Origin of the sequence: Paraburkholderia sp. SECH2, from assembly GCF_030464795.1 — a bacterium.
Taxonomy (GTDB): Bacteria; Pseudomonadota; Gammaproteobacteria; order Burkholderiales; family Burkholderiaceae; genus Paraburkholderia; species Paraburkholderia aspalathi.
In genome coordinates this window covers 254,149-277,414 of record NZ_JALPRH010000006.1, presented here as the reverse complement: position 1 = coordinate 277,414, position 23,266 = coordinate 254,149, and the positions used below count along the sequence as shown (strand labels likewise).

General features: G+C 62.9%; 19 protein-coding genes and 1 tRNA gene. 10 read left to right on the top strand and 10 right to left on the bottom strand.

The window, feature by feature from the left end:
- Positions 1 to 3 precede the first annotated feature (3 nt).
- Together M0D66_RS14195 and M0D66_RS14190 are read left to right on the top strand one after the other, a co-directional pair.
- Positions 4 to 2,427, top strand: coding sequence for a glycoside hydrolase family 31 protein (locus M0D66_RS14195; RefSeq protein WP_266210923.1), 2,424 nt, complete (start codon positions 4 to 6; stop codon positions 2,425 to 2,427).
- A gap of 60 nt (positions 2,428 to 2,487) precedes the next feature.
- Positions 2,488 to 3,675: a porin gene (locus M0D66_RS14190; protein WP_266210922.1), complete on the top strand. Its 1,188-nt coding sequence runs from the start codon at positions 2,488 to 2,490 to the stop codon at positions 3,673 to 3,675.
- 124 nt (positions 3,676 to 3,799) lie between these two features.
- Here M0D66_RS14190 and M0D66_RS14185 read toward each other — a convergent pair.
- The 6 genes from M0D66_RS14185 to cysS all read right to left on the bottom strand — a co-directional run bounded on the left by M0D66_RS14185 (position 3,800) and on the right by cysS (position 10,890).
- A tRNA-Ser gene (locus tag M0D66_RS14185) sits at positions 3,800 to 3,893 on the bottom strand.
- Between the two features lie 228 nt (positions 3,894 to 4,121).
- A complete protein-coding gene (locus M0D66_RS14180; RefSeq protein WP_054041838.1) occupies positions 4,122 to 5,372 on the bottom strand; it encodes an aspartate kinase in 1,251 nt (416 codons plus the stop codon).
- A gap of 375 nt (positions 5,373 to 5,747) precedes the next feature.
- On the bottom strand, positions 5,748 to 7,232 hold the full coding sequence (tilS, locus tag M0D66_RS14175; RefSeq protein ID WP_266210921.1) for a tRNA lysidine(34) synthetase TilS: 1,485 nt from the start codon (positions 7,230 to 7,232) through the stop codon (positions 5,748 to 5,750).
- Between the two features lie 48 nt (positions 7,233 to 7,280).
- On the bottom strand, positions 7,281 to 8,252 hold the full coding sequence (locus tag M0D66_RS14170; RefSeq protein WP_028199560.1) for an acetyl-CoA carboxylase carboxyltransferase subunit alpha: 972 nt from the start codon (positions 8,250 to 8,252) through the stop codon (positions 7,281 to 7,283).
- 125 nt (positions 8,253 to 8,377) lie between these two features.
- The gene (locus tag M0D66_RS14165; protein ID WP_093633502.1) at positions 8,378 to 9,445 is read right to left on the bottom strand and encodes a DNA-3-methyladenine glycosylase; all 1,068 of its coding nucleotides are present in this window, start codon (positions 9,443 to 9,445) and stop codon (positions 8,378 to 8,380) included.
- 47 nt (positions 9,446 to 9,492) lie between these two features.
- Positions 9,493 to 10,890 carry a cysteine--tRNA ligase gene (cysS, locus tag M0D66_RS14160; protein WP_093633503.1) on the bottom strand — a complete coding sequence of 466 codons (1,398 nt, stop codon included), beginning with the start codon at positions 10,888 to 10,890 and terminating at the stop codon, positions 9,493 to 9,495.
- Positions 10,891 to 11,169: 279 nt separating this feature from the next.
- Here cysS and M0D66_RS14155 point away from each other — a divergent pair, with 279 nt between their 5' ends.
- From M0D66_RS14155 to M0D66_RS14140, 4 genes are all read left to right on the top strand, one after another.
- Positions 11,170 to 11,901 carry a tetratricopeptide repeat protein gene (locus M0D66_RS14155; RefSeq protein WP_093633504.1) on the top strand — a complete coding sequence of 244 codons (732 nt, stop codon included), beginning with the start codon at positions 11,170 to 11,172 and terminating at the stop codon, positions 11,899 to 11,901.
- A gap of 49 nt (positions 11,902 to 11,950) precedes the next feature.
- Positions 11,951 to 12,532 (top strand): peptidylprolyl isomerase, encoded by a 582-nt coding sequence (locus tag M0D66_RS14150; RefSeq protein ID WP_093633505.1) that lies wholly within the window; start codon positions 11,951 to 11,953, stop codon positions 12,530 to 12,532.
- A 139-nt stretch (positions 12,533 to 12,671) separates the two neighbouring features.
- The gene (locus M0D66_RS14145) at positions 12,672 to 13,166 is read left to right on the top strand and encodes a peptidylprolyl isomerase (RefSeq protein ID WP_054041841.1); all 495 of its coding nucleotides are present in this window, start codon (positions 12,672 to 12,674) and stop codon (positions 13,164 to 13,166) included.
- Between the two features lie 47 nt (positions 13,167 to 13,213).
- Positions 13,214 to 14,011, top strand: a complete 798-nt coding sequence (locus tag M0D66_RS14140; RefSeq protein WP_266210920.1) for a UDP-2,3-diacylglucosamine diphosphatase — start codon at positions 13,214 to 13,216, stop codon at positions 14,009 to 14,011.
- A gap of 9 nt (positions 14,012 to 14,020) precedes the next feature.
- Here the strand turns inward: M0D66_RS14140 and cysE are convergent, their stop codons facing one another.
- From cysE to M0D66_RS14125, 3 genes are all read right to left on the bottom strand, one after another.
- Positions 14,021 to 14,851, bottom strand: a complete 831-nt coding sequence (gene cysE, locus M0D66_RS14135; RefSeq protein ID WP_211701154.1) for a serine O-acetyltransferase — start codon at positions 14,849 to 14,851, stop codon at positions 14,021 to 14,023.
- A gap of 182 nt (positions 14,852 to 15,033) precedes the next feature.
- Positions 15,034 to 15,870: an RNA methyltransferase gene (locus M0D66_RS14130; RefSeq protein ID WP_266210919.1), complete on the bottom strand. Its 837-nt coding sequence runs from the start codon at positions 15,868 to 15,870 to the stop codon at positions 15,034 to 15,036.
- 145 nt (positions 15,871 to 16,015) lie between these two features.
- Positions 16,016 to 16,168, bottom strand: a complete 153-nt coding sequence (locus M0D66_RS14125; RefSeq protein WP_200650606.1) for a hypothetical protein — start codon at positions 16,166 to 16,168, stop codon at positions 16,016 to 16,018.
- Positions 16,169 to 16,235: 67 nt separating this feature from the next.
- Between M0D66_RS14125 and M0D66_RS14120 the strand changes: the two genes are divergently transcribed.
- The 4 genes from M0D66_RS14120 (at position 16,236) to M0D66_RS14105 (ending at position 22,727) form a co-directional block, all read left to right on the top strand.
- On the top strand, positions 16,236 to 17,039 hold the full coding sequence (locus tag M0D66_RS14120) for an inositol monophosphatase family protein (protein WP_093633508.1): 804 nt from the start codon (positions 16,236 to 16,238) through the stop codon (positions 17,037 to 17,039).
- Positions 17,040 to 17,257: 218 nt separating this feature from the next.
- Complete coding sequence (gene lplT, locus M0D66_RS14115) at positions 17,258 to 18,556, top strand: lysophospholipid transporter LplT (protein ID WP_200617868.1); 1,299 nt, start codon at positions 17,258 to 17,260, stop codon at positions 18,554 to 18,556.
- 147 nt (positions 18,557 to 18,703) lie between these two features.
- Positions 18,704 to 21,385 (top strand): DNA mismatch repair protein MutS, encoded by a 2,682-nt coding sequence (mutS, locus tag M0D66_RS14110; RefSeq protein ID WP_266210918.1) that lies wholly within the window; start codon positions 18,704 to 18,706, stop codon positions 21,383 to 21,385.
- Complete coding sequence (locus tag M0D66_RS14105; protein ID WP_266210917.1) at positions 21,372 to 22,727, top strand: hypothetical protein; 1,356 nt, start codon at positions 21,372 to 21,374, stop codon at positions 22,725 to 22,727. Before mutS ends, M0D66_RS14105 begins: the two co-directional genes overlap by 14 nt.
- On the opposite strand, the gene M0D66_RS14100 is transcribed toward M0D66_RS14105, so the two are convergent.
- Positions 22,707 to 23,249: a peptidylprolyl isomerase gene (locus M0D66_RS14100; protein WP_093633511.1), complete on the bottom strand. Its 543-nt coding sequence runs from the start codon at positions 23,247 to 23,249 to the stop codon at positions 22,707 to 22,709. The genes M0D66_RS14105 and M0D66_RS14100 overlap by 21 nt on opposite strands.
- Between the last annotated feature and the right edge of the window lie 17 nt (positions 23,250 to 23,266).

Here is a 23,266-nt window from a genome sequence, read left to right as displayed (position 1 = left end):
ATCATGCGTTCACTGACGAATCTGAAGCACCCGCCGCTTTTTTCACTGTCGTCCCATACCGGCAACCACGTCGTTCTTGCGACACAGGAAAACTGCCGGATCGAACTGTTCGTTCTCGCCGACGACATCATCCGCGTACTCGTGCTGCCGGACGGCGAAACGCACGGTCCGCGGACCTGGTCCATAGCGCCAGGCACTGACGACGTTCCGCTCGAAGGACGCGATCGCCGTGACATGAGCGGCTTCCCCCCGCCACCGTTCACACTTTCAAGCGACGCCGGGCACGTCGTGATCGAAACGGCCTGCATCCGTTTGACGGTCGCGCTGGATGGCGGATTCTGCGCATGGGACGTCCTGCACGATTCGACCTGGCATCGCGTGATGAGCGATCGGAAGACGCAGGCGTATAACTTCGGCTGGTGGGACGAGCGCGTGTACCACTACATCGAGCGTCGCAAGGACGAAATGTATGTGGGTCTCGGCGAGCGCGCCGGATCGCTGAATCGCGCGGACCAGTCCTACGAAATGCGCAACATCGACGCGATGGGTTATAGCGCGCGCACGACCGATCCGCTCTACAAGCACATCCCCTTTTACGTGACGTGGCAGCCGGAAAGCGCCACAGGATTCGGCCTGTTCTACGACACGCTTGCCGACTGCCGCTTCGATATGGGCCGCGAGCTCGACAACTATCACGGGCACTACCGGCATTTTGTTGCCGAACATGGCGATCTCGACTACTACTTCATCGCATCGGCGGGCACGCCCTTGCACGCGGTGCGCCGCTTTACGTGGCTGACCGGGCGTCCGGCCTGGATGCCGAAATGGGGACTCGGCTACTCCGGCTCGACGATGAGCTATACCGACGCACCCGACGCGCAGCAGCGCATGGGCGAATTCATCGAACGGTGCAGCGAGCACGACGTGCTGTGCGATTCGTTCCATCTGTCCTCGGGCTATACCTCGATCGGTCCGAAGCGCTACGTGTTCAACTGGAACCACGAGAAGTTTCCGGACATCGACGGCTTCGTGCGGGGCTATCTCGAGCACGGCGTGCGTCTGTGCGCGAACATCAAGCCGTGCCTGTTGCAGGACCACCCAGCATTCGACGAAGTGGCGCGCGCCGGTTTGCTGATCGCATCGAGTGACGGCGATCCGGCGTGGGTGCAGTTCTGGGACGAAGTCGGCGCGTATCTGGACTTCACGAATCCTGCCACCATCGACTGGTGGAAGGCGCGCGTGAAAGACAGCCTGTTGAAACACGGTATCGCCGCCACCTGGAACGACAACAACGAATTCGAAATCTGGTCGCCAGACGCGATTGCCCAAGGCTTCGGCCAGCCGTATCCCGCGCGCGAGGCGAAGGTGCTGCAAACGCAGTTGATGATGCGCGCGTCGCACGATGCACAGCGCGAATACGCGCCGGACCGTCGGCCATTCCTCGTGTCCCGCTCGGGCGGCGTGGGCATGCAACGCTATGTGCAAACCTGGTCCGGCGACAACTACACCTCGTGGGAAACGCTGCGTTTCAATCTGAAAATGGGCCTCGGGCTCGCCATGTCCGGCGTGTCGAACAGCGGCCACGATATCGGCGGATTCTCGGGTCCAGCGCCCGGTCCGGAGTTGTTCGTCCGCTGGGTCGCCTTCGGCATCTTCCTGCCGCGCTTCAGCATTCATTCGTGGAACGACGACGGCACGGTCAATGAGCCGTGGATGCATCCCGAAGTCACGCAGCAGGTGGCGGATCTAATCAAACTGCGCTACCGGCTGATTCCCTACCTGTACGAGTTGCTATGGCAATCGCACAGCGCGTACGAGCCGATACTGCGTCCCATGTTCGCGGAGTTTCCGCACGATCCGCGCTGCCTCGCGGATGGCGACGACATGATGCTGGGCTCGTCGATGCTGGTTGCACCGGTGGTCGAAGCGGGCCAGTGGACGCGCGGCGTCTATCTGCCTGCCGGTGCACGTTGGGCGTCGTACTGGAGCGGCGAGGTGTTCGAAGGCGGTCAGACGGTGACCCTGCCTGCCCCATTCGAACAGCCAGTGACCTTGCTGCGTGAAGGCAACGTGATTCCGCTGAACATCGCTGAACAACACTTCGGCCGTCCCGCCGAGGAACGTGCGTTCATCGCCGTGCCGCATGCCGGCGCAGGCATCGCTCACGGCAACTGCGTCGAAGACGACGGCGAAAGCGAAGCGTGGCGCACAGGCGCGCAAGGCCGCTGGCACGTCACGATTACAAGCGATGCGAGCACGCTGCGCATTTCAATCGTGCGGGAAGGCTGGGTCCAGCAACCGCAGCAGGAAGTTCGACTGCTCGTGCCCAAGGACGAAACACGCACGGCCGTCTGCAACGACGGCGCGCTGGTGGCCGACCACACCGCCGACGGCTGGCGATGCCTGACGATCGCCATCGCCCACTGACACAGCATGCATCACCTACCTGAAGACCAACGATTCCCTATCCAATCCGGAGACCCGCTCATGAACTCATTGAAGCACGCGCGTACACGCGCACTCGTCCTCTCGTGCCTGCCGTTTGCGGGCGTCGTGCTGTCAAGCGGCGCGTCGGCGCAAAGCAGCGTGACGCTGTACGGCGTCGTCGACAACGCGTTCACCTATGTCAGCAACCAGAAGGGACACTCCAACTTCTACATGAGCCAGGGCAACCTGCAGGCGAGCAAGTTCGGCCTGCTCGGTGCAGAAGACATCGGCGGCGGCACGAAGGTGATTTTCAGGCTGGAAAGCGGCTTTAACTCACTGACCGGCGCGCAAAGCAGCGCGGGCTTCATTTTCAACCGGCAAGCGTATGTCGGGCTCAACAACGACAGGTACGGAACGGTGACACTCGGCCGCCAGTACACGCCCTACTTCCAGATGGTCGGCGCACTCGGGCCGACGGGCGTATTGACGGGCGCAACCGGCGCGCATCCGGGCGACCTCGACGCGCTCGACACCACACTGCGCCTCAACAATTCGGTTACCTATCTTTCGCCGAACCTCGCCGGTCTGCAATTCAGCGCGCAGTACGGCCTGGGCGGTGTGCCGGGGAGCGTCGCCAACGGCAGCCAGTTCAGCGCTGCTGTTCGCTACGACTACCAGCCGTTTGCGATCGCGGTGGGCTACCTGAAACTGAAAGACATCGCGACGAGCCAGGCACTCGGCAGCTACGCGGTCAACTCGCCGGTGAACAGCGGCTACGCGACGGCACGCAGCGCACAATTGTTCGCCGCGGCGGCGCGCTACACCCACCAGGACCTGATGGTCGGTGTGAACTATTCGAACGTGCAATACACGCCGGGCAACAGCTCGTTCTTTACCGGCGAAGGCGTATTCAATACGTACGGCGTGATTTCCACGTACCGGATCACGCCGGCCGTGACGGTCGGCGCCGGCTACAGCTACACGCAGGCGAGCAAAGCGAATGGCATCAGCGATGCAGCGCGTTATCAGCAGGTCTCGCTCGAGCAGACGTACAACCTCTCCGCTCGCACAACGCTATACGCACTGGAGGCGTATCAGCATGCGCGCGGCAAGACCCTGGTCGCGTCGGGCAGCACTGGCACGAGTATTACTGACGCAGTGGCTGTGGTCGGCGACTCGCAGAATACGACGCCGTCGTCAGGGCCGTCGCAATTCGTCGGCATGGTGGGGTTGCGGCACGCGTTTTGATGCAGATGGGAGATTGAATGCCCGCTCCAGAATGGCAGGAATTCCGGAGCGGAAAAGGCCAATTGCGAGTCTGGAAAAACAAAACCCCGCAGAGCCTAGACTCTGCGGGGTTTGCCGCCATTGCTGGCGGAGACGGAGGGATTCGAACCCTCGATCCAGGTTTTGGCCCAGATGCTCCCTTAGCAGGGGAGTGCCTTCGACCTCTCGGCCACGTCTCCCAAACTTTCGGTTGCGCAGGGAGTCAGCGCAACGAAGCCAAGATAATAGCGGGCCGAACCGCGAAGGTCAATGTCTACCACACATTTTTTGTGCCAGTTTTGTCATCGCAGACGCAACTAATGACATTACCTGCGTCACATGGGCCGCGCATACGGCCATGCAAAAAAGACGAGGCGAAGACGAGGCGCGCTGTTCGTCCAACTCGGCGCCCCACCCCATGCAGCAAATTACGCCTGATCCAGTTCGAAAGCCTTATGCAGCGCGCGCACGGCGAGCTCCATGTACTTCTCGTCGATCAGCACCGAAATCTTGATTTCGGAGGTCGAGATCATCTGGATGTTGATGCCCTCTTCCGACAACGTGCGGAACATCGTGCTCGCGATACCAACATGCGAACGCATGCCGACGCCGACTACCGAGACCTTCGACACCTTCGGATCGCCCAGCACCTGCTCGGCCTGAACATGACCCTTCACCTGGCCGGTGAGGATGTCCATGGCGCGCTGATAATCGCCGCGGCCGACCGTGAACGTGAAGGCCGTTTTGCCTTCGACGCTCTGGTTCTGGATGATCATGTCGACGTCGATATTCGCGTCCGCCACCGGGCCGAGAATCTGATATGCGATGCCCGGCTTGTCGGGTACACCCATCACGGCGATACGAGCTTCGTCGCGCTGAAACGCGATGCCTGAGATGACTGCTTTTTCCATGGTCTCGTCTTCTTCAAAAGTAATCAGGGTGCCCGACTTCATTTCAGTGTCGAGCGGGATCAGCGGATCGGTCAGGCTCGACAGCACGCGCGTCTTCACCTGATATTTGCCGGCGAATTCCACCGAGCGGATCTGCAGCACCTTGGAACCCAGGCTTGCCATTTCCAGCATTTCTTCGAACGTCACGCGATCGAGGCGGCGTGCACCATCCACCACGCGCGGGTCGGTCGTGTAGACGCCATCGACGTCCGTGTAAATCAGGCACTCGTCGGCCTTCAATGCGGCAGCGACTGCAACTGCCGACGTATCCGAACCACCGCGGCCGAGCGTGGTGATGTGGCCGTCAGGGTCAATACCCTGGAAGCCGGTGATCACCACTACTTTGCCCGCTTCGAGATCGCGCAGCACGCGCTCGCCGTCGATTTCGCTGATGCGCGCTTTCGTGAATGCGCTATCCGTTTTGACCGGCACTTGCCAGCCGGCATAGCTGACCGCGTCGACGCCGGCTTCCTGCAGCGCGATGGCCAGCAGCCCCGAGCTGACCTGCTCGCCGGTGGCGGCAATCATGTCGAGTTCGCGCGGGCTCGGCTGGCTCGTGATTTCTTTCGCGAGACCGAGCAGGCGGTTGGTTTCGCCGGACATTGCCGACGGCACGACGACCATCTTGTGGCCGGCCTTGTGCCATTTCGCGACGCGCTTGGCGACGTTCTTGATGCGCTCGACCGAGCCCATCGAGGTGCCGCCGTATTTATGTACGATGAGTGCCATTGTCGTTCTGAACTGGAGGAGAAAACGCGCTGGCGCGCTGGAGACGACCGCACAAAAGCACAGGAGCGCAACGTCTTGTGAACGACGGCAAAGTGTGTGGCGGCGTAGATGCAGCGCGCGTGTAACACGCGCGGATTTGCCCGGGAATGATCGCTAGTGACTTACCGGAAACGACGGATCACGCACGGAAACCGCAAAAGCGACGGCGAAATCGGGTCGGGCAAACAAGCTAAATTACCCGATCGAGCGCAAAAAGACAAGCCGAAATGGCCGTCGAATGGCCCTTATTCGCGGCTGAAAAGGCTTATCCGGTGCGGTTTTGCGCCCTTTTTCAAGGATTCACCGGATGGGTAAGCCGTGTGCCCGACCGGCCGGTCAGGCGATCAGCAGATCGTCGCGCCAGATGATCCGGACGCGTTGGCCGGCGGCATCGGCCGGTTCGGGCAACGCCGCGCGGTTCAGGCCGAGCAAGGGCACGAACAGCAAATCGCCGCCGACGTAAAGGAGCGGCACGTCGCGCTTCCATGCCGGAATGCCGCGCTCCTGGAACAGGTTTTTCAGCGTGCGGCTCGGGCTGCCCGGTGCGGCGCTCATGCGCATCCGTTCGCCGCCGCTGCGCGAACGCGCGCTTAGCAAGGCCCGGCGTAGCACGCTGACGGGAAGCGTATCGTGATCGGCTGGCGCTGCATTGACGCTGCGGGAGGTATCGCCATCGGCAGCTGAATCGACATTAGAAGCGACGGCGACAAACACAAAAGTGCCCCGCCATTGCGGCAAACGCCAGATCGCTTCGCCCTGCCATGCGAGTTCGCTCACTGCGCGCGCAGCGAGCGCGGTTTCGTCGGCGGGTTCGCTGCCATCACCCGCTTCCCAGTAGATCAGACCGCGATAACTACGCAACGCCTGCCCCGCATGATCGATGCGCAGGCTATGGCCCTCGCCTGCTTGCCCAACTTCGCGCAACTGCCGCAAAGCATCGGTGAGACGTGCAGTCGATGCCGCAACGAGACCCAACGTGCGCATCCAGTAGCGCAGCAGGTTGAGCGCGCGATCGTCGTCGAGGGCGAGCAGCGCGTCATGGGATAGCGCACGGCCGTCATCGCGCACGGCTTCGTTCAGATCGATGCGCGCGAGATCGTCGAGCAGACGCTGTGCCGATGCCGCATGCGCCGCCGTGCGCGCGAGTGCGTCGCGAAAACCAGGGAAGTGAACGGCCAGCGCCGGTGTCACCTCGTGACGCAACGCGTTGCGCGCGTAACGTGTATCCGCGTTCGATTCGTCGTCGATCCAGCGTAGACTCCGGGCACTCGCATACTGCTCGAGTTGCGCACGCAACAGATGCAGCAAGGGCCTCACGCGCACCGCGGAAGCGCCTGCCGGCAAGTACTCCGGCGCCATCGCCGCAAGTCCCGCGAGACCCGCGCCGCGCAGCAGTTGCAACAGCACCGTCTCCGCCTGATCGTCCGCATGTTGCGCGAGCCATAGCGTGCGAACGCCGCGTGTTGCGCACATGGCGTCCAGTGCGCGGTAACGCGCATCGCGCGCCGCGGCCTCGACACTCACGCCCGCGTCACGCGGCACGTCGACACGCTGTGCCGCGAATTCAACGCCGCGTTCCCGCGCAAAAGCGTCGCAATGCGCGAGCCACTCGTCGGCATGCGCACTGAGGCCGTGATGCACATGCAGCGCAACACAACGCGACGCCCCCGCGACACGCACCACAGCATCGAGCAACACACTCGAATCGACGCCGCCGCTGAACGCCACCGCAATGCGCGCATTCGCAGGCAAGGCGGACAGCGCAACGCCGACCGCCTCGAGAACGAGGCGGTCGGCGTGCGAATCTTCGGTGGGAGTCACGTCGCTAACGCGTTACGCGCTGAAGGACGAAAGAAAACGCGCGCGGGCTTACGCACCCGGCGTCGTTTCCTTGAACTTGCCGTACGCCATCAACCGTTCGAAACGGCGTTGACGCAGGTCGTTGATGCTCATGCCCTGGAACTGGCGCAGCGAGTCGGCGAGTGCACGGCGCAGCATGGCGGCCATGCCCTTCGGATCGCGATGCGCGCCGCCGAGCGGCTCGTTGACGATCTTGTCGATCAGGCCAAGCGCCTTGAGACGATGCGCGGTCAGGCCGAGCGCTTCCGCGGCTTCCGGCGCTTTCGCGGCGCTCTTCCACAGGATCGACGCGCACCCTTCCGGCGAAATCACCGAATAGGTCGAGAACTGCAGCATCAGCACGCTGTCGCCAACGGCGATCGCGAGCGCGCCGCCCGAACCGCCTTCACCGATGATCGTGGCGATCAGCGGCGTCTTGAGTTCAGCCATCACGTACAGATTGCGGCCGATCGCTTCCGACTGGCCGCGCTCTTCCGCGCCGATGCCCGGGTAGGCGCCCGGCGTATCGATGAACGTGAAGATCGGCAAGCCAAACTTCTCGGCGAGACGCATCAGGCGTTCGGCCTTGCGATAGCCTTCCGGGCGCGGCATGCCGAAGTTGCGCAGCGCACGCTCCTTCGTGTCACGCCCCTTCTGATGGCCGATCACCATGCAAGCCTGGCCGTTGAACCGCGCGAGGCCGCCGACGATCGACAGGTCGTCCGCGTAGTTGCGGTCGCCGTGCAGCTCGTGGAAATCGGTGAACAGCTCGTTCACGTAATCGAACGTGTACGGGCGTTGGGGATGACGGGCAATTTGCGAAACCTGCCACGGGGTGAGGTTCGCGTACAGATCTTTGGTGAGCTGTTGACTCTTCTTGGACAGCCGCTCGATCTCTTCCGAAATATCGACGGCCGAATCGTCCTGCACGAAGCGCAATTCTTCGATCTTCGCTTCGAGTTCAGCGATCGGCTGTTCGAAATCCAGAAAGGTGGTCTTCATTGGTTGTAATCCTTGGACTTACCGGCAGCGCGTATTCTAACCGCGCTCGCCGATGTCAAAACCATCTCGCAACTATCAATTTTTAACAATCGATAGTTTTTTGAAACGGCATCGCTTCTTATTCTTCAGTAGTCGACCGGCAACGGATCGAGACTACGCCACATATACCAGGTGGCGACAGTGCGCCACGGCTCCCAGTTTGCCGCGACCTCACGCGCTTCACTGCGCGTAACCGGTTCGCCGCTAAAGTAATTGACGCTGATCGCGCGGATCAGGCCGAGATCGTCGAGCGGCAGGACGTCAGGGCGAGACAAATTGAAGATCAGGAACATTTCCGCGGTCCAGCGGCCAATGCCGCGGATCTGCGTGAGTTCGGCGATCACCGCTTCGTCGTCCATCGAGGTCCACTTGCCGACGTGCAAGGCGCCCGACACGAAGTGCTGCGCGAGATCGAGTACGTATTCGGCCTTGCGTTTGGACAAGCCGCACGCGGTCAGCTTGTCCTGACCAAGCTTGATGAACTGCTGCGGCACAAGCTTCGGGCACGCTGCCTCGACTTTCGCCCAGACGGCCTGCGCGGACGCCACCGAAATCTGTTGCCCGACCACCGAACGCGCGAGCGTGACGAATGGATCGCCACGGCTTAGCAGATGCACCGGGCCAAACTTCGGAATCAGTTTCTTCAGGATACGGTCGCGCTTGACGAGGTCCGCGCACGCCTTGTCCCAATACGCCGGACGGGTGACTTCAGGCGTGAGCCCGCCGATCTGCACCGGCACCGCGAGTTCAGCAACATCGGCTGCTTCGCCGCCCGCACTCGATGACGCACGCGTCTTGCGCACGACTTCGCCTTCGTGTCCGTCTTGCGTAACGCGCGCGAGTTCCTGCACGTCGCCGGCGAGTTCGGCAGGCAACGCGCCATTGCTTTTTGCACGCGGCGTTTTGGCGCGTGTCGAAACAGGCGCGTGCGCCGACGAACCGTTCAGCGCGCGCTTGACGGTGGCCTTCTTCGCCGCTCCGGTCGTTGCCGCTGCACGCACGCCAGCCTTCGGCGCCGCCCCGGCGGCTTTCGATGATGCATTCTTTACCGCGCTGCCGCCCGCACGAGCCGACGTTCGTGTCGACTTTACCGCGGTTGCAGCGTTTGTTTGAGACGTGGCTCGTTTAGCCGGCGTCTTCGTGGCCGTTGCCATCCTGCCTCCTGCCTGGCGAGTCGATCAGAGGGAAGTACGAGGTGCGCTCACACGCGCCGCCACTCGGTCAACCCGCCGGGTTTGTCTTCAAGTGCAACGCCGGCCTCGAGCAATTCGGCCCGGATCCGGTCTGCTGCTGCATAGTCTTTCGCCTGCTTGGCGGCCACGCGCGCGGCGATCTTCGCTTCGATCGCGGCCGCGTCGAGCGCGCCTTCTGCGGCAGCGCCCGCAGCCTGCTGCAGGTATGCACGCGGCTCCCGGCCGAGCAAGCCGATCACAGCGCCCAGCGAGCGCAATTGACGGGCCAGCGCGGGGTCGCGCGTGCGGTTCACTTCTGTTGCCAACTCGAACAACACCGACACTGCAACCGGCGTGTTGAAGTCGTCGTTCATTGCTGCCTGGAAACGCTGCGCATGCGCTTCGTTCCAGTCGAGCTCCGCGCCATCCGGCGTGACGTCTTTCAGCGCGGTGTACAAACGCGTCAGCGCACTGCGGGCGTCGTCGATATGCACGTCGCTGTAATTCAACGGCGAGCGGTAGTGCGCGCGCGCGATGAAAAAACGTACGACCTCGGCATCGTACTGCGCCAATACTTCGCGGATCGTAAAGAAATTGTTCAACGACTTCGACATCTTCTCATTGTCGATCTGTACGTAGCCGTTGTGCATCCAGTAATTGACGAAGGTTTGTCCGGTCGCAGCTTCGCTCTGCGCAATCTCGTTCTCATGGTGCGGAAACTGCAGGTCCTGACCGCCGCCATGAATGTCGAAATGCTCGCCGAGCAACGTGCAGCCCATTGCCGAGCATTCGATATGCCAGCCGGGGCGGCCGCGCCCATACTTCGACTCCCAGCCGGTGTCGGCCGGTTCGTCGGGCTTCGCCTGCTTCCAAAGCACGAAGTCGAGCGGGTCCTGCTTCGCGTCGTTCGCGGCGACGCGTTCGCCGGCGCGGAGATCTTCGAGCGACTTGCCCGACAGCTTGCCGTAGCCCACGAACTTGCGCACCGCGTAGTTCACGTCGCCGTCGGCCGCCTGATAGGCGTAACCGTTCGCCTCGAGCTTCTCGATCATGCCGAGCATCTGCGGGATGAAATCGGTGGCGCGCGGTTCCAGATCGGGCCGCTCGATGCCGAGCGCGTCCGCATCTTCATGCAGGGCCTTGATGAAGCGGTCGGTCAACGATTTGATCGTTTCGCCGTTCTCCACTGCGCGCCGGATGATCTTGTCGTCGATATCCGTGATGTTGCGCACGTAGGTGACGTCGTAACCGAGCGTGCGCAACCACCGCTGCACGATGTCGAACACGACCATCACCCGCGCATGACCGACGTGACAATAGTCGTACACGGTCATCCCGCAGACGTACATCCGCACGACGCCATCTTGCAGCGGCACGAAAGTTTGCTTGTCACGCGCGAGCGTGTTGTAGATGCGCAGTGATTCCATAGAGAACGGTGCGTGGGCCGAAAGAAATCCGCAATGTGTTTCGTGCTGTTTCGTGCATGAGGCGCCCCGCGAAAAGACAGCGGGTGCGTTCTGTACTGCCGCTTTGCACTACCTTTGCACTAAAACACGCACAGCAGCAAACCGGTGCATCTGGTGCGGCGGTCAGGCTGCGTTCAAGGCGGAGACGACCACGAGTGGCGAAAAGACAGTTTGCGGTTCGACGGAACGCGCAGACCTTTTGTTAGAATGGGTCGGAGTATAACATCCAGACCCGAGCCTATGAAACCTTCCAGCGGCCGCGCGCGCAGCGCTGCGACCCTCGCCGCGACGGCATTCTGCGCCGTCGCCCTCACGGTCTTGCCGGGTGCTCCCGCGTACGCGCAGAAAGGCGCCGCGACCATGCCGCAGGGCCCCGCCGTGCGTGACAACACGCCGGAAATCGACGCGTCGATTGCGCAGAAGAACTGGGAAGCCTCGCTCACCCAGCTCGACGCGCGCATCGCCTCGAATCCGCACGACGCACAAGCCAAGTTCAAGCGCGCCACGGTGCTGGCCCACCTGAATCGCGACGACGAAGCCATCACCGCGTTCACCGAACTCACGCAGCTGTACCCGGAACTGCCCGAGCCGTATAACAACCTGGCCGCGCTCTATGCGAAGCACGGCCGTTATACGGAGGCACGCGCCGCGCTCGAAACCGCGACCAAGGTGAATCCGGCCTACGGTCTCGCGTACGAGAATCTCGGCGATCTGTATCTGCGCATGGCCGACTCGGCTTACCGTCGCGCGCAAGGCCTCGGCAAAGCGAGTGCCACCACCACGCAGCGCATCGCCGACATCCAGAAGATCGTTTCGCCCCCCAAGAGCACCGGGCCGGCGAAAAAAGCCGCGGCGCCTGCCGAGGCCAGCGCCGCGCGCTCCTCCGCGGACATGACACAAACGCCGAGCTTCCAGTACGGCGGCGCAAATGGCTCGCTCGCCATGCCGCCCTACATGGCGCCGTCGCAGTAACTCGGTCACCGTTTTCGGCAACACGTTTTTTCCAACCCTGAGGATCTTCATGAAATGGTTGATGTTGGCGCTCGGCAGCGCCGCCCTGATCGCAAACGCCCCCGCCTTTGCCCAGTCCGGTTCGCAGGCCGCGCATCCGTCCGTCCTCTTCAAGACCACGGAAGGCGACATCCGCGTCGAGTTGTATCCTGAGAAAGCGCCGAAAACGGTCGCCAACTTCCTCGACTACGTGAAGTCCGGCCAGTACAGCGGCACGATTTTCCATCGCGTGATTCGCGGCTTCATGATTCAGGGCGGCGGTTACACGCAGAGCTTCGCTGAGAAGCCCACGCGCGCGCCGATTCCGCTCGAAAGCCGCAACGGTCTGAAGAACGCAGCCGGCACGCTCGCCATGGCGCGCACCAGCGATCCGAATTCGGCCACCGCGCAGTTCTTCATCAACACGGTGGATAACGCCGGCCTCGACTATCCGAATCCGGACGGCAACGGCTACGCGGTGTTCGGCAAGGTCACGAGCGGCATGGACGTCGTGAAGAAGATCGAAGGCACGGCCACCACCACACGCGGCCCGATGAGCGACGTGCCGCAAAAACCGATCGTGATCGAATCGGCCACGGTGGTCAGCAAGTAAGCAATAGAACAGGAAGCAGCACCCGGCACGCTGCACAGGAAAGCAACTCAATCTACGCCCCCGGCGCGGCCCGTCGTCATCACACTTCGTGACGAACGGCCGCGCCTTTTACCCACCCCGTTCATCAAAGGATTCCATCATGGTTGAACTGCATACAAACCACGGCGTCATCAAACTCGAACTGGACGCTGAAAAGGCGCCGAAGTCGGTTGAGAACTTCCTCAACTACGTGAAGGCCGGTCACTACGACAACACGGTGTTCCACCGCGTGATCGACGGCTTCATGATCCAGGGCGGCGGTTTCGAACCCGGCATGAAGCAGAAGCCGACGGCTGAGCCGATCACCAACGAAGCGAACAACGGCCTGAAGAATGTCAACGGCTCGATCGCGATGGCTCGCACGAACGACCCGCACTCGGCAACCGCGCAATTCTTCATCAACGTGAACGACAACGACTTCCTGAACCACTCGTCGCCGACGCCGCAGGGCTGGGGCTATGCGGTGTTCGGCAAGGTGGTCGACGGCATGGACATCGTCGAGAAGATCAAGAAGGTCAAGACGGGTTCGAAGGGCTTCCATCAGGACGTGCCGGCTGACGACGTCGTGATCGAAAAAGCAGTGATCGTCGACTAAGCGTCCGATCAGGGCTAACCTGTTTGAACTGATATCAGGCACCTTCAATGCTGCAAGAAACGCCGCTGCGAAGCGTCGCCGCGGGCGTGCCTGGCGAGGGCAAACGCCCGCACGCCGCACGCCCGTTTTTTTTCCTCTCCGATATTCATCTGAGCGAGGCGATTCCGCATACGGTCGCCGCGTTCGAACACTTCGTGCGCGTCACGGCCGAGCAGGCGGATTCGGTTTTCATTCTCGGCGATCTGTTCGAGTACTGGATCGGCGACGACATGCTCGTCGAGCCGTTCGTCGCGCGCATGGCGGCGTTGCTGCATACGTTGTCGGAACGCGGTATCGCGCTCTACATCATGCACGGCAATCGCGATTTTCTGCTCGGCAAGCGCTTCATGAAAGCGGCCGGCGCGATCTGGCTGCCCGACCCGTTTGTGATCACCGCATTCGGCACGCGCATCGTGCTCGCGCATGGTGACGGCCTCTGCACCGCGGATCGCGGCTATCAATTTTTCCGGCACTTTGCGCGCAACCGTGTCGCGCAGATGCTGTTTCTCGCGTGGCCGTTTCGCTGGCGTCAGGCGCTTGCAGAAAACATGCGCTCAAAGAGCGAGCAAGGCCGCTCGCGTCCGGTTTCGCCAAAGTATGACGTGACGCCGAAGGCCGTCGCTGCGTTATTCAAGGTGTCGAAAACGGCCACGATCATTCATGGGCACACGCATCGACCGGCGCTGCATCGCGAGCCAGACGGCACGCGCTGGGTATTGCCGGATTGGGATCTCGACCACGGCGAGCGCCGTGGCGGTTATCTGCGAATCGATGCGGAAGGGATCCGGGCGTTGCCGCTGAATTGACTAGCTAGACTAGCGCTCCGCCACTGCCCCTTCCACCTTTCCCGCAATCGCGGCCGACAGGCGCCGCAGATCGAGCAGAGCCGCATCGGCACCTTGCAAGCCTTCCAGACTGGTGCCCAGCCGCTCCAGGGCGTCGACGATTTCGTCGATACGCTTCGATTGCGTGGCAGCGTGATCGATCAGACCGTGAATCGCCAGCGATACCGGATCATCCGCATTCGGCGTGATGCCGTAGGCGCAGAATCCGCTCTTTTCTGACGTGGTTTTCAACTCACGCGACGCGCCATTTGCCGATGCGCTCGCCGTGGCTGCCACGGCAGCCGCTGCCGGGACGATGATCCGCGCGGGATTCCCCACTGCCGTACCGCGTGCCGGCACCGGCTTCGTGACCACCGCATTCGAACCTATCTTCGCGTCCGCGCCGATCGTAAAGCCGCCGAGGACCTTCGCCCCCGCGCCCACGATTACGCCGCGTTCAAGCGTGGGATGCCGCTTCGCCCCCCGCGTGAGCGACGTGCCGCCAAGGGTTACGCCCTGGTAGATCGTGCAGTCGTCACCGACTTGCGCCGTCTCGCCAATCACGACGCCCATGCCGTGATCGATGAACACACGACGGCCCAGCGTGGCGCCCGGATGGATTTCGATGCCGGTCATGAAACGCGCCATCTGCGAGACGAATCGCGCGAGCCAGCGGCGTTTAGCCTGCCAGCAGGCGTGCGCGAGCCGGTGCAGCACCAGCGCGTGCAGACCCGGATAACACGTGAGGACTTCCCAGGCGCTGCGGGCGGCGGGATCGCGCTCGCGGATCGTGGCGATGTCTTCGCGGAGTCTCGTGAACATGGCAGGGACTAGGTTGTAGGGGAAAAGACCGCCTGCGTGAAACACCACGCACGGCGGATGCTTGCCGCATAGCAGATCGGCAGCTTTGCTTAGAACGTTTCGAGCGATTGTAGGGCGATTGCGCGAAACCTGCCGGAAGCCCACGCTGCCGGCAAGGTCGTAGATTGATGGGCGGGCAGCCCTTAAGACGCGTCGCCGCCGGGCGGCCTGGTCTTCAGCAGAATATGTTTGGCGATGCCCCGCACGATATTCACTTCCCCGCGCTCCAGACCTGAACGTGCGAACAGACGCCGCAAGCGGGACATCAATTTCTTCGGATTGGCCGGATCGAGAAACTCGAGGGCGACCAGCGCACTCTCCAGATGCGCGTACATGCTTTCGATTTCGTCGCTCGCCGCTCGCGCGCCGACCGGCTCGCCCTGCCCGGCCGCCGTCTGCGCCACCGCGGATGCTGCCGCCGTTACCTCGTCCGAGGACAGATACGCCGTGCGCAATTCATACGCCAACACCTGCACGGCCTGCGCAAGGTTAAGCGAACTGTAGGCGGGATTGGCCGGAATATGCGCGAGCGCGCTGCAACGCTCGACGTCCTCGTTCGACAGCCCCGTGCGCTCGTTGCCGAACACCAGCGCGATCTCGCCGTGTAGAGCCTGCTCACGCGCGGCGCCGGCCGCGGCACGCGGCGTCCATTGCGGCGGCCCGTATTCGCGCAGCCGCGCGGTCAGCGCAATCGACCAATGCACGCCATTCAGCGCATCGGCAAGCGTCGGGACGACGTGCGCGGACGCCAGCACGTCATCGGCGCCGCTCGCCATCGCGATGGCTTCCGGATCGCTTTGCACGTGCGGCACACGTGGCGACACCAGCACGAGGCGCGAAAACCCCATGGTTTTCAGCGCGCGCGCTGCGGCGCCGACGTTGCCGGGATGGCTGGGCTCGACGAGCACGAAGCGCGTCGACGTAAAACCGCCGCGCAGGTCCGCCACGGCGGGATCGGAAGAATGGTGGGGGTGGTCCACGATGAAACTCGGCAAAGTAAAGAACGCGTATGGTAGCGCCAACGCCGCATCGGCTCTGAAATGCGCGCGTGCGCCGCGCCAGAACCGCGCCGTTGGACCGTGGCACGCTATACCGGGCAGCAAGCGCTGCCGCGGCAGCCCGGACTCAGGTAAAATACCAATATTCGCGCCCGGTTTTCTCCTGTGAAAACTCCGGCGCCTCGTTCTTATCCAATTCGTCTCCGTCGGCGGAATGCGCACCCGGTCCTTTACCGGACGTGCGTTCCGTGCTGTTTCCGCGCCCTTTGATGGCGCTCAATTAGCGCCCATCCCGCGCTCATTTACCGGTAAGCAGCCGTGCTGCCCCGGCACAAGGATCCAGTCTCATGCATCCCATGCTCAATATCGCTGTGAAGGCCGCGCGCCGCGCAGCCCAGATCATCAACCGCGCGTCGCTCGACCTCGATCTGCTCCAGGTCAGCAAGAAACAGCACAACGATTTCGTCACGGAGGTCGACAAAGCGTCTGAAGCGGCGATCATCGACACGCTTAAGACAGCCTACCCCGATCACGCCATCCTCGCCGAAGAATCCGGCAAGTCGGACAACGAGTCCGAATATCAGTGGATCATCGATCCGCTCGACGGCACCACCAATTTCATCCACGGCTTCCCGTACTACTGCGTGTCGATCGCGCTCGCCCACAAGGGTATCGTGACGCAGGCCGTGGTCTACGATCCGACCCGCAACGACCTGTTTACCGCCTCGCGCGGCCGCGGTGCGTTCCTGAATGACCGCCGCATTCGCGTCGCCAAGCGCGACCGCCTGGCTGACGGCCTGATCGGCACCGGCTTCCCGTTCCGCGAAAAGGACGGCCTCGAAGCGTACGGCCGCCAGTTCGCTGAAATGACCGAAGCCTGCGCCGGCCTGCGCCGTCCGGGCGCTGCTGCGCTCGATCTGGCGAATGTTGCCGCGGGCCGTATGGACGGCTTCTTCGAGCAAGGCCTGAATCCGTGGGACGTCGCCGCGGGCAGCCTGCTGATCACGGAAGCCGGCGGTCTGGTGGGCAATTACACGGGCGACTCGGACTTCCTGCACGTCGGCGAAATCGTCGCGGGCAATCCGAAGGTCTACGCGCAGATGATCCCGATCCTGTCGCGCTACAGCCGCACGCGTCAGCAAGCGGCTTAAGGTTCAGGTCTTAGTTCTGGACTGGCCGGCTTGGCGCCGGCATCGGTAATACATAAAGCGGCTTCGGCCGCTTTTTCGTTGGGCCGCCAGCATCCGGCGGGCGTTCGTGCTACAAAGCGGAATGCCGCGCCGGCACGCTCGATCGCTGGCTGCGTTTTGCGCGCTTCTTGCAGCGCCCTGCTTCGCGTCAGGTTTCCGCGCAGCTTCCGATCCGCTTCATGAAAAAAGGCTTCTACACAATCATCGCGGCGCAGTTCATTTCGTCGCTCGCGGACAATGCCCTGCTGATCGCCGCCATCGCCCTGCTATCGGTGATCCGTTCGGCCGCCTGGGTCACGCCGCTGCTGCAGATTTTCTTCACTGTCTCCTACGTGCTGCTCGCCCCCTTCGTCGGCGCCTTCGCCGACGCGCTGCAGAAGCGGCACGTCATGTTCATCTCCAACGCGCTCAAGGCGAGCGGTTGCCTGATGATGATCGCCGGCGTCCATCCGATGATCGCGTATGGCGTGGTCGGCTTTGGCGCGGCCGCGTATTCGCCGGCCAAATACGGCATTCTCACCGAGCTCCTGCCCGCGGAAAAACTCGTCAAGGCGAACGCGTGGCTCGAATCGGCCACCGTCCTGTCGACCATTGTCGGCACGATGGTCGGCGGCGCATTGATCAGCACGCTCGCCGACCGGTTCGTCGCGCATGCGCATCTGCCGCTGATCCGCTCCTCCGCCGATCTGGCGATGTTCGCGGTGATGGTTACGTATGCCATCGCGGCGGCGATCAACATCTTCATTCCCGACACCGGCGCGCGTTATCCGAATCGTTTGAACGAGCCGAAGAAACTGGTCGGCGATTTCTATCATTGCTTCAACGTGCTGTGGGCCGACAAGCTCGCGCAGATCGCGCTGTGGGTCACGACGCTGATGTGGGGTGGCGCGGTCACGCTGCAATTGCTGGTGCTCAAATGGGCGAACGTGAATCTTGGCTTGTCGCTTTCGAAGGCGGCCGTGATGCAAGGCGTGACGGGGCTCGGCATCGCCGTCGGCGCGTCTGCCGCCGCCGCGCTGATCCCATTGCGTAGTTCGCTGCGCGTGCTGCCGGTCGGCATCCTCACCGGCGCGGTTGCGATCGCCGTGGCTTTCTACAACAAGGACCTGTTTCCGGCGGGCGCCGGCATCCGTATCGGCTCGTACGTGTTGCCGATCTACATCCTGCTCGCCTATCCGTTGATGATCCTGCTCGGCGCGCTGTCCGGCTTTTTTATCGTGCCGATGAACGCGATCCTCCAGCATCGTGGCGCGACCTTGCTCTCCGCGGGGCATTCGATCGCGGTGCAGAATTTCAACCAGAATCTGGCCGTGCTGCTGATGCTCGGGGCCTACGCGATACTGCTCACCGCGAAGATGCCGGCGCAATGGATCATTGTCGTATTCGGCAGTTTCATCACGTTCATGATGTGGCTCGCCAAGCGGCGCAGCGCCGTGAATGAGCGCACGGTGGATATGCGGGCGCTCGTTGAAGAATGATGGCCTGGCGAGAATCGCCCGGCTGGCGCGAGAATCTGTCTTAAGACAGGTAAGTTGCGTAGCGACTGGCCATCCGGCCAGGGTCCGCTCGCCGCGCTGGCGGGTTAAACTCACGCCCTGAACAGCTAACGCAAAAAGACACCACGGATGGGCATTCAAACCGCAGCGGCCAATGACGTCGCACAACACACGCCGATGATGCAGCAGTACCTCCGCATCAAGGCGGATCATCCGGGCACGCTGGTGTTCTACCGGATGGGCGACTTCTACGAGCTCTTTTTCGAAGACGCGGAAAAGGCCGCGCGTCTGCTCGATTTAACACTTACGCAGCGCGGTGCGTCGGCTGGCAATCCGATCAAGATGGCGGGCGTGCCGCATCACGCCGTCGAACAGTATCTGGCCAAGCTGGTGAAGCTCGGCGAATCCGTCGCGATTTGCGAACAGATCGGCGACCCGGCTACGTCGAAAGGGCCCGTCGAGCGCAAAGTGATGCGCGTGGTCACGCCCGGCACGCTGACGGACGCAGCGCTCCTGTCCGACAAGAACGACGTCTACCTGATGGCGCTGTGCGTCGCGCATAATCGGCGCGGCGTCGCCACGAGCGTCGGGCTCGCGTGGCTGAATCTGGCGAGCGGCGCGTTGCGCCTCGCCGAAGTGGCGCCCGACCAGGTGGCCGCCGCGCTCGAGCGGATTCGTCCTGCGGAAATTCTGGTGGCCGATGCGCCCGCCGACTCCGCGAGCTGGACGCCGCCTGTCAACGCCGGCGCCCTTACCCGCGTGCCGGTGTGGCACTTCGATATCGCCTCGGGCACGCAGCGTCTGTGCGACCAGCTGGAAGTGGCCGGCCTCGACGGCTTCGGCGCGCACTCGCTGACAGCCGCATGCGGCGCGGCCGGCGCGCTGCTGCTGTATGCGGCGGCCACGCAAGGCCAGCAATTGCGTCACGTGCGCAGCCTGAAGGTCGAGTACGAGTCGGAATATATCGGGCTCGACCCCGCCACGCGCCGCAATCTAGAACTCACCGAAACACTGCGCGGCACCGAATCGCCCACGCTGTGTTCATTGCTCGACACCTGCTGCACGACGATGGGCAGCCGACTGTTGCGTCACTGGCTGCATCACCCGCCGCGTGAAGCCGCCGTGGCGCAAGCACGTCAGCAGGCCATCGGCGCATTGCTCGACGCACCGCTCGGTGCAGGCGTCGATACGCTGCGCGGCGCGTTGCGGCAAGTCTCCGACATCGAGCGGATTACCGGGCGTCTAGCACTGCTGTCGGCGCGGCCGCGCGATCTGTCGAGCCTGCGCGATACGTTCATCGCCTTGCCCGAGTTGCGCACGCAACTCGCGGCCGTTTCGTCCAATGCGGATTCGCTGGCGCGTATCGATGCGTCGCTGGAACCGCCGCAAGCCTGCGTCGAACTGCTCAAGCGCGCGGTCGCGCAGGAGCCCGCCGCAATGGTGCGCGACGGCGGCGTGATCGCGCGTGGTTACGATGCGGAACTCGACGAGTTGCGAGATATTTCGGAGAACTGCGGGCAGTTCCTGATCGACCTCGAAACGCGCGAACGGGCGCGCACCGGCATCGGTAATCTGCGCGTCGAGTACAACAAGGTGCACGGCTTCTATATCGAAGTCACGCGCGGCCAGACTGACAAGGTGCCGGACGACTACCGCCGCCGTCAGACGCTGAAAAACGCCGAGCGTTACATCACGCCTGAGCTGAAGACGTTCGAAGACAAGGCATTGTCCGCGCAGGAACGCGCGCTGGCCCGCGAACGCTCGCTTTATGACGCGTTGCTGCAAGCGCTGCTGCCTTTTATCCCGGACTGCCAGCGGGTCGCGGCGGCACTCGCCGAACTCGATCTGCTCGCGGCCTTCGCCGAACGCGCTCGCGCACTCGATTGGGTCGCGCCGACGTTTTCGCCGGATACCGGCATCGAAATCGAGCAGGGCCGGCATCCGGTTGTCGAGGCGCAGGTCGAGCAATTTATCGCTAACGACTGCACGCTCACACCCGAGCGCAAGCTGCTGCTGATCACCGGCCCGAACATGGGCGGTAAATCGACCTTCATGCGGCAGACCGCGCTGATCGCTTTGCTGGCCTACGTCGGCAGCTATGTGCCCGCACGGCGCGCGGCGTTCGGGCCGATCGATCGCATTTTCACGCGGATCGGCGCGGCGGACGATCTGGCCGGCGGCCGCTCGACCTTTATGGTGGAGATGACCGAAGCCGCAGCGATCCTGAACGACGCAACGCCGCAAAGTCTCGTTCTGATGGACGAAATCGGGCGCGGCACGTCGACGTTCGACGGTCTCGCGCTGGCGTGGGCCATCGCGCGGCACCTGCTCTCGGACAATGGTTGTCATACGCTGTTCGCCACCCACTACTTCGAATTGACGCAGTTGCCTGCTGAATTTCCACATGCGGCCAATGTGCATCTGTCGGCAGTCGAGCATGGGCACGGCATCGTGTTCCTGCATGCGGTCAGCGAAGGGCCAGCGAATCAGAGCTATGGTTTGCAGGTCGCGCAACTGGCCGGTGTGCCGAACGCAGTGATTCGTGCCGCCCGCAAGCATCTTGCGCATCTCGAACAACAATCGGCGGCGCAACCCGCTCCGCAACTCGATCTGTTCGCCGCACCCATGCCCATGCTGGTCGAAGACGCCGACGACGGACCCGGTGAAAAGCAAGCGGCGGTGTCGCCGGCCATGCAGGCGCTCGTCGAACGTCTGCGTGCAATCGATCCGAACGATCTGCGGCCACGCGAAGCGCTCGATCTGCTGTACGAACTGCACGACCTGGCCGCCGCGCCGGATGCAGATCATTGACGCACACAGGCCCTCGCAGCGCCCGCGCAAACTTTGCGCGGCGCTGACCAATGCTCTCACGCTTACGGGCGGCTTTGCGTCTCTAGCGTCGTTTGTGGTGCTCGCGGTGAGTACCCCGCTCGCGCACGCCGAAGCGCCGCGCTTTGCGTTCGCGGTCATCGCCAGCACGATGCAAAGCGCCGCCGACGAAGCGCCCACGCAACGTCTGATTGACGCAATCGGCCGCGACCGCGACGTATCGTTCGTCGTCTATGACGGCAATCTGAAGGGCGCAAAAGAAGCTTGCCGCGATGCGTTATACGAACGGCGCCACGCGCTGCTCGAAACATCGCGGCCCGCCCTCTTCTTCATTCCGGGCCAGCACGACTGGGCCGACTGCGGCACGGCTGAGGCCGGCGGCTTCGACCCGGTCGAGCGGCTCGATCAACTGCGCCAGACCCTCTTCACCGACTCCACGTCGATGGGTCAGAACCCGATCGCATTGACACGCGAGAGCGAAGTGTCGCGCTTCCGTCCGTTCCGGGAAAACGTGCGCTGGCAAGTCGGCGATACCGTGTTTGTCGGCCTGAACGCACCGAGCCCGAACAATCACTATCTGACCGCGGGCGGCCGCAATGGCGAGTTTGAAGATCGCGTTATCGCCAATGCATTCTGGCTCGAACATGCCGGCGAATATGCGAAACGCCGCGACGCGCGTGCGATTGTCGTATTCATTCAGGGCGACCCCGATCCGGAGCGCTACGAACGGCCCGACCGTTTCGCGTGGCTGCGCTTTGCGCGAAACACGCGACGCGACGGCTTTCTGGAATTCAAACGCAGCCTCGTCAAACTCGCGCAGATTTTTCGCGGACCGGTGCTGGTGATGCATTGCGACGACGAACGCGCGAGCGCCGGCTTCGTGATCGATCAGCCGCTACGCAATGACAAGGGGATGCTGGTGACGAACCTCACGCGTGTCGCGCTTGCGCCGCATGATCGTCTTAACCAGTGGATTCAGATTGAAGCGGATCTCGGCAAGAAACCGCCGTTCCGCGTGAGTGTGCGCGACGTGCCGAAGCAAATGCCAATGCCGATAGCAGCACCGGCGCCGCAGCGCGAAGAGCCGGCCGCTTCGATGCCGGCCGTGCCCGCCTTGGGCCCCGCTTCCGAGTTGCCGCCGTTGTTGCAAACGCCCGGGCAGCAGCAACCGGACTCGCAGCAACACAGATCGACGGACGACGGCAACGGCGAGTATGGGCCTGCCATGTCCGGCCCGCCCGCCTCGACCGTTTTGCCGCACGCACCGGGTGCGCCCTCAGGCGCGCCCAGTACGCCCGCAAGCTCAGTGCAGCGTGGGCCCTGACTTGTCGTCTTCGGCTTCGTCGTCATCGTCATCGAGGACTTCGAGGCCGTCGGCGCCATGCGCGTGTTCGTGCTGGATTTCGTCTTCCGTAGCCGGACGCACGTCCTTGACGGTCAGCGCGAAACGCAGCGCCATGCCGGCGAGCGGATGGTTGCCGTCGAGCACGACTTTGTCTTCCGCCACGTCGGTCACCACGTAGACGAGCGAATCGAGATCCTCATCGCCTTCTTCCGGCGTGCCTTCGAATTGCATGCCGACTTCGAGCGGTTCCGGGAAGCGATCGCGCGGCTCGATCTTCACGAGATCGGGATCGTACTCGCCGAACGCGTCTTGCGGCTCGAGCTGGATCTGGGTCTCGAAGCCGGCCTCGTGGCCGTCGAGCTCTTCCTCGATCTTGGGGAACGTGCCATCATAGCCGCCGTGCAGATAGACCATCGGCTCGTCGCTTTCTTCAATCAGATTGCCCTGCGCATCCGATAGCTTGTAAGCGACCGACACGACGGTGTTCTTTGCGATTTTCATTCGATTCTCCAGAATAC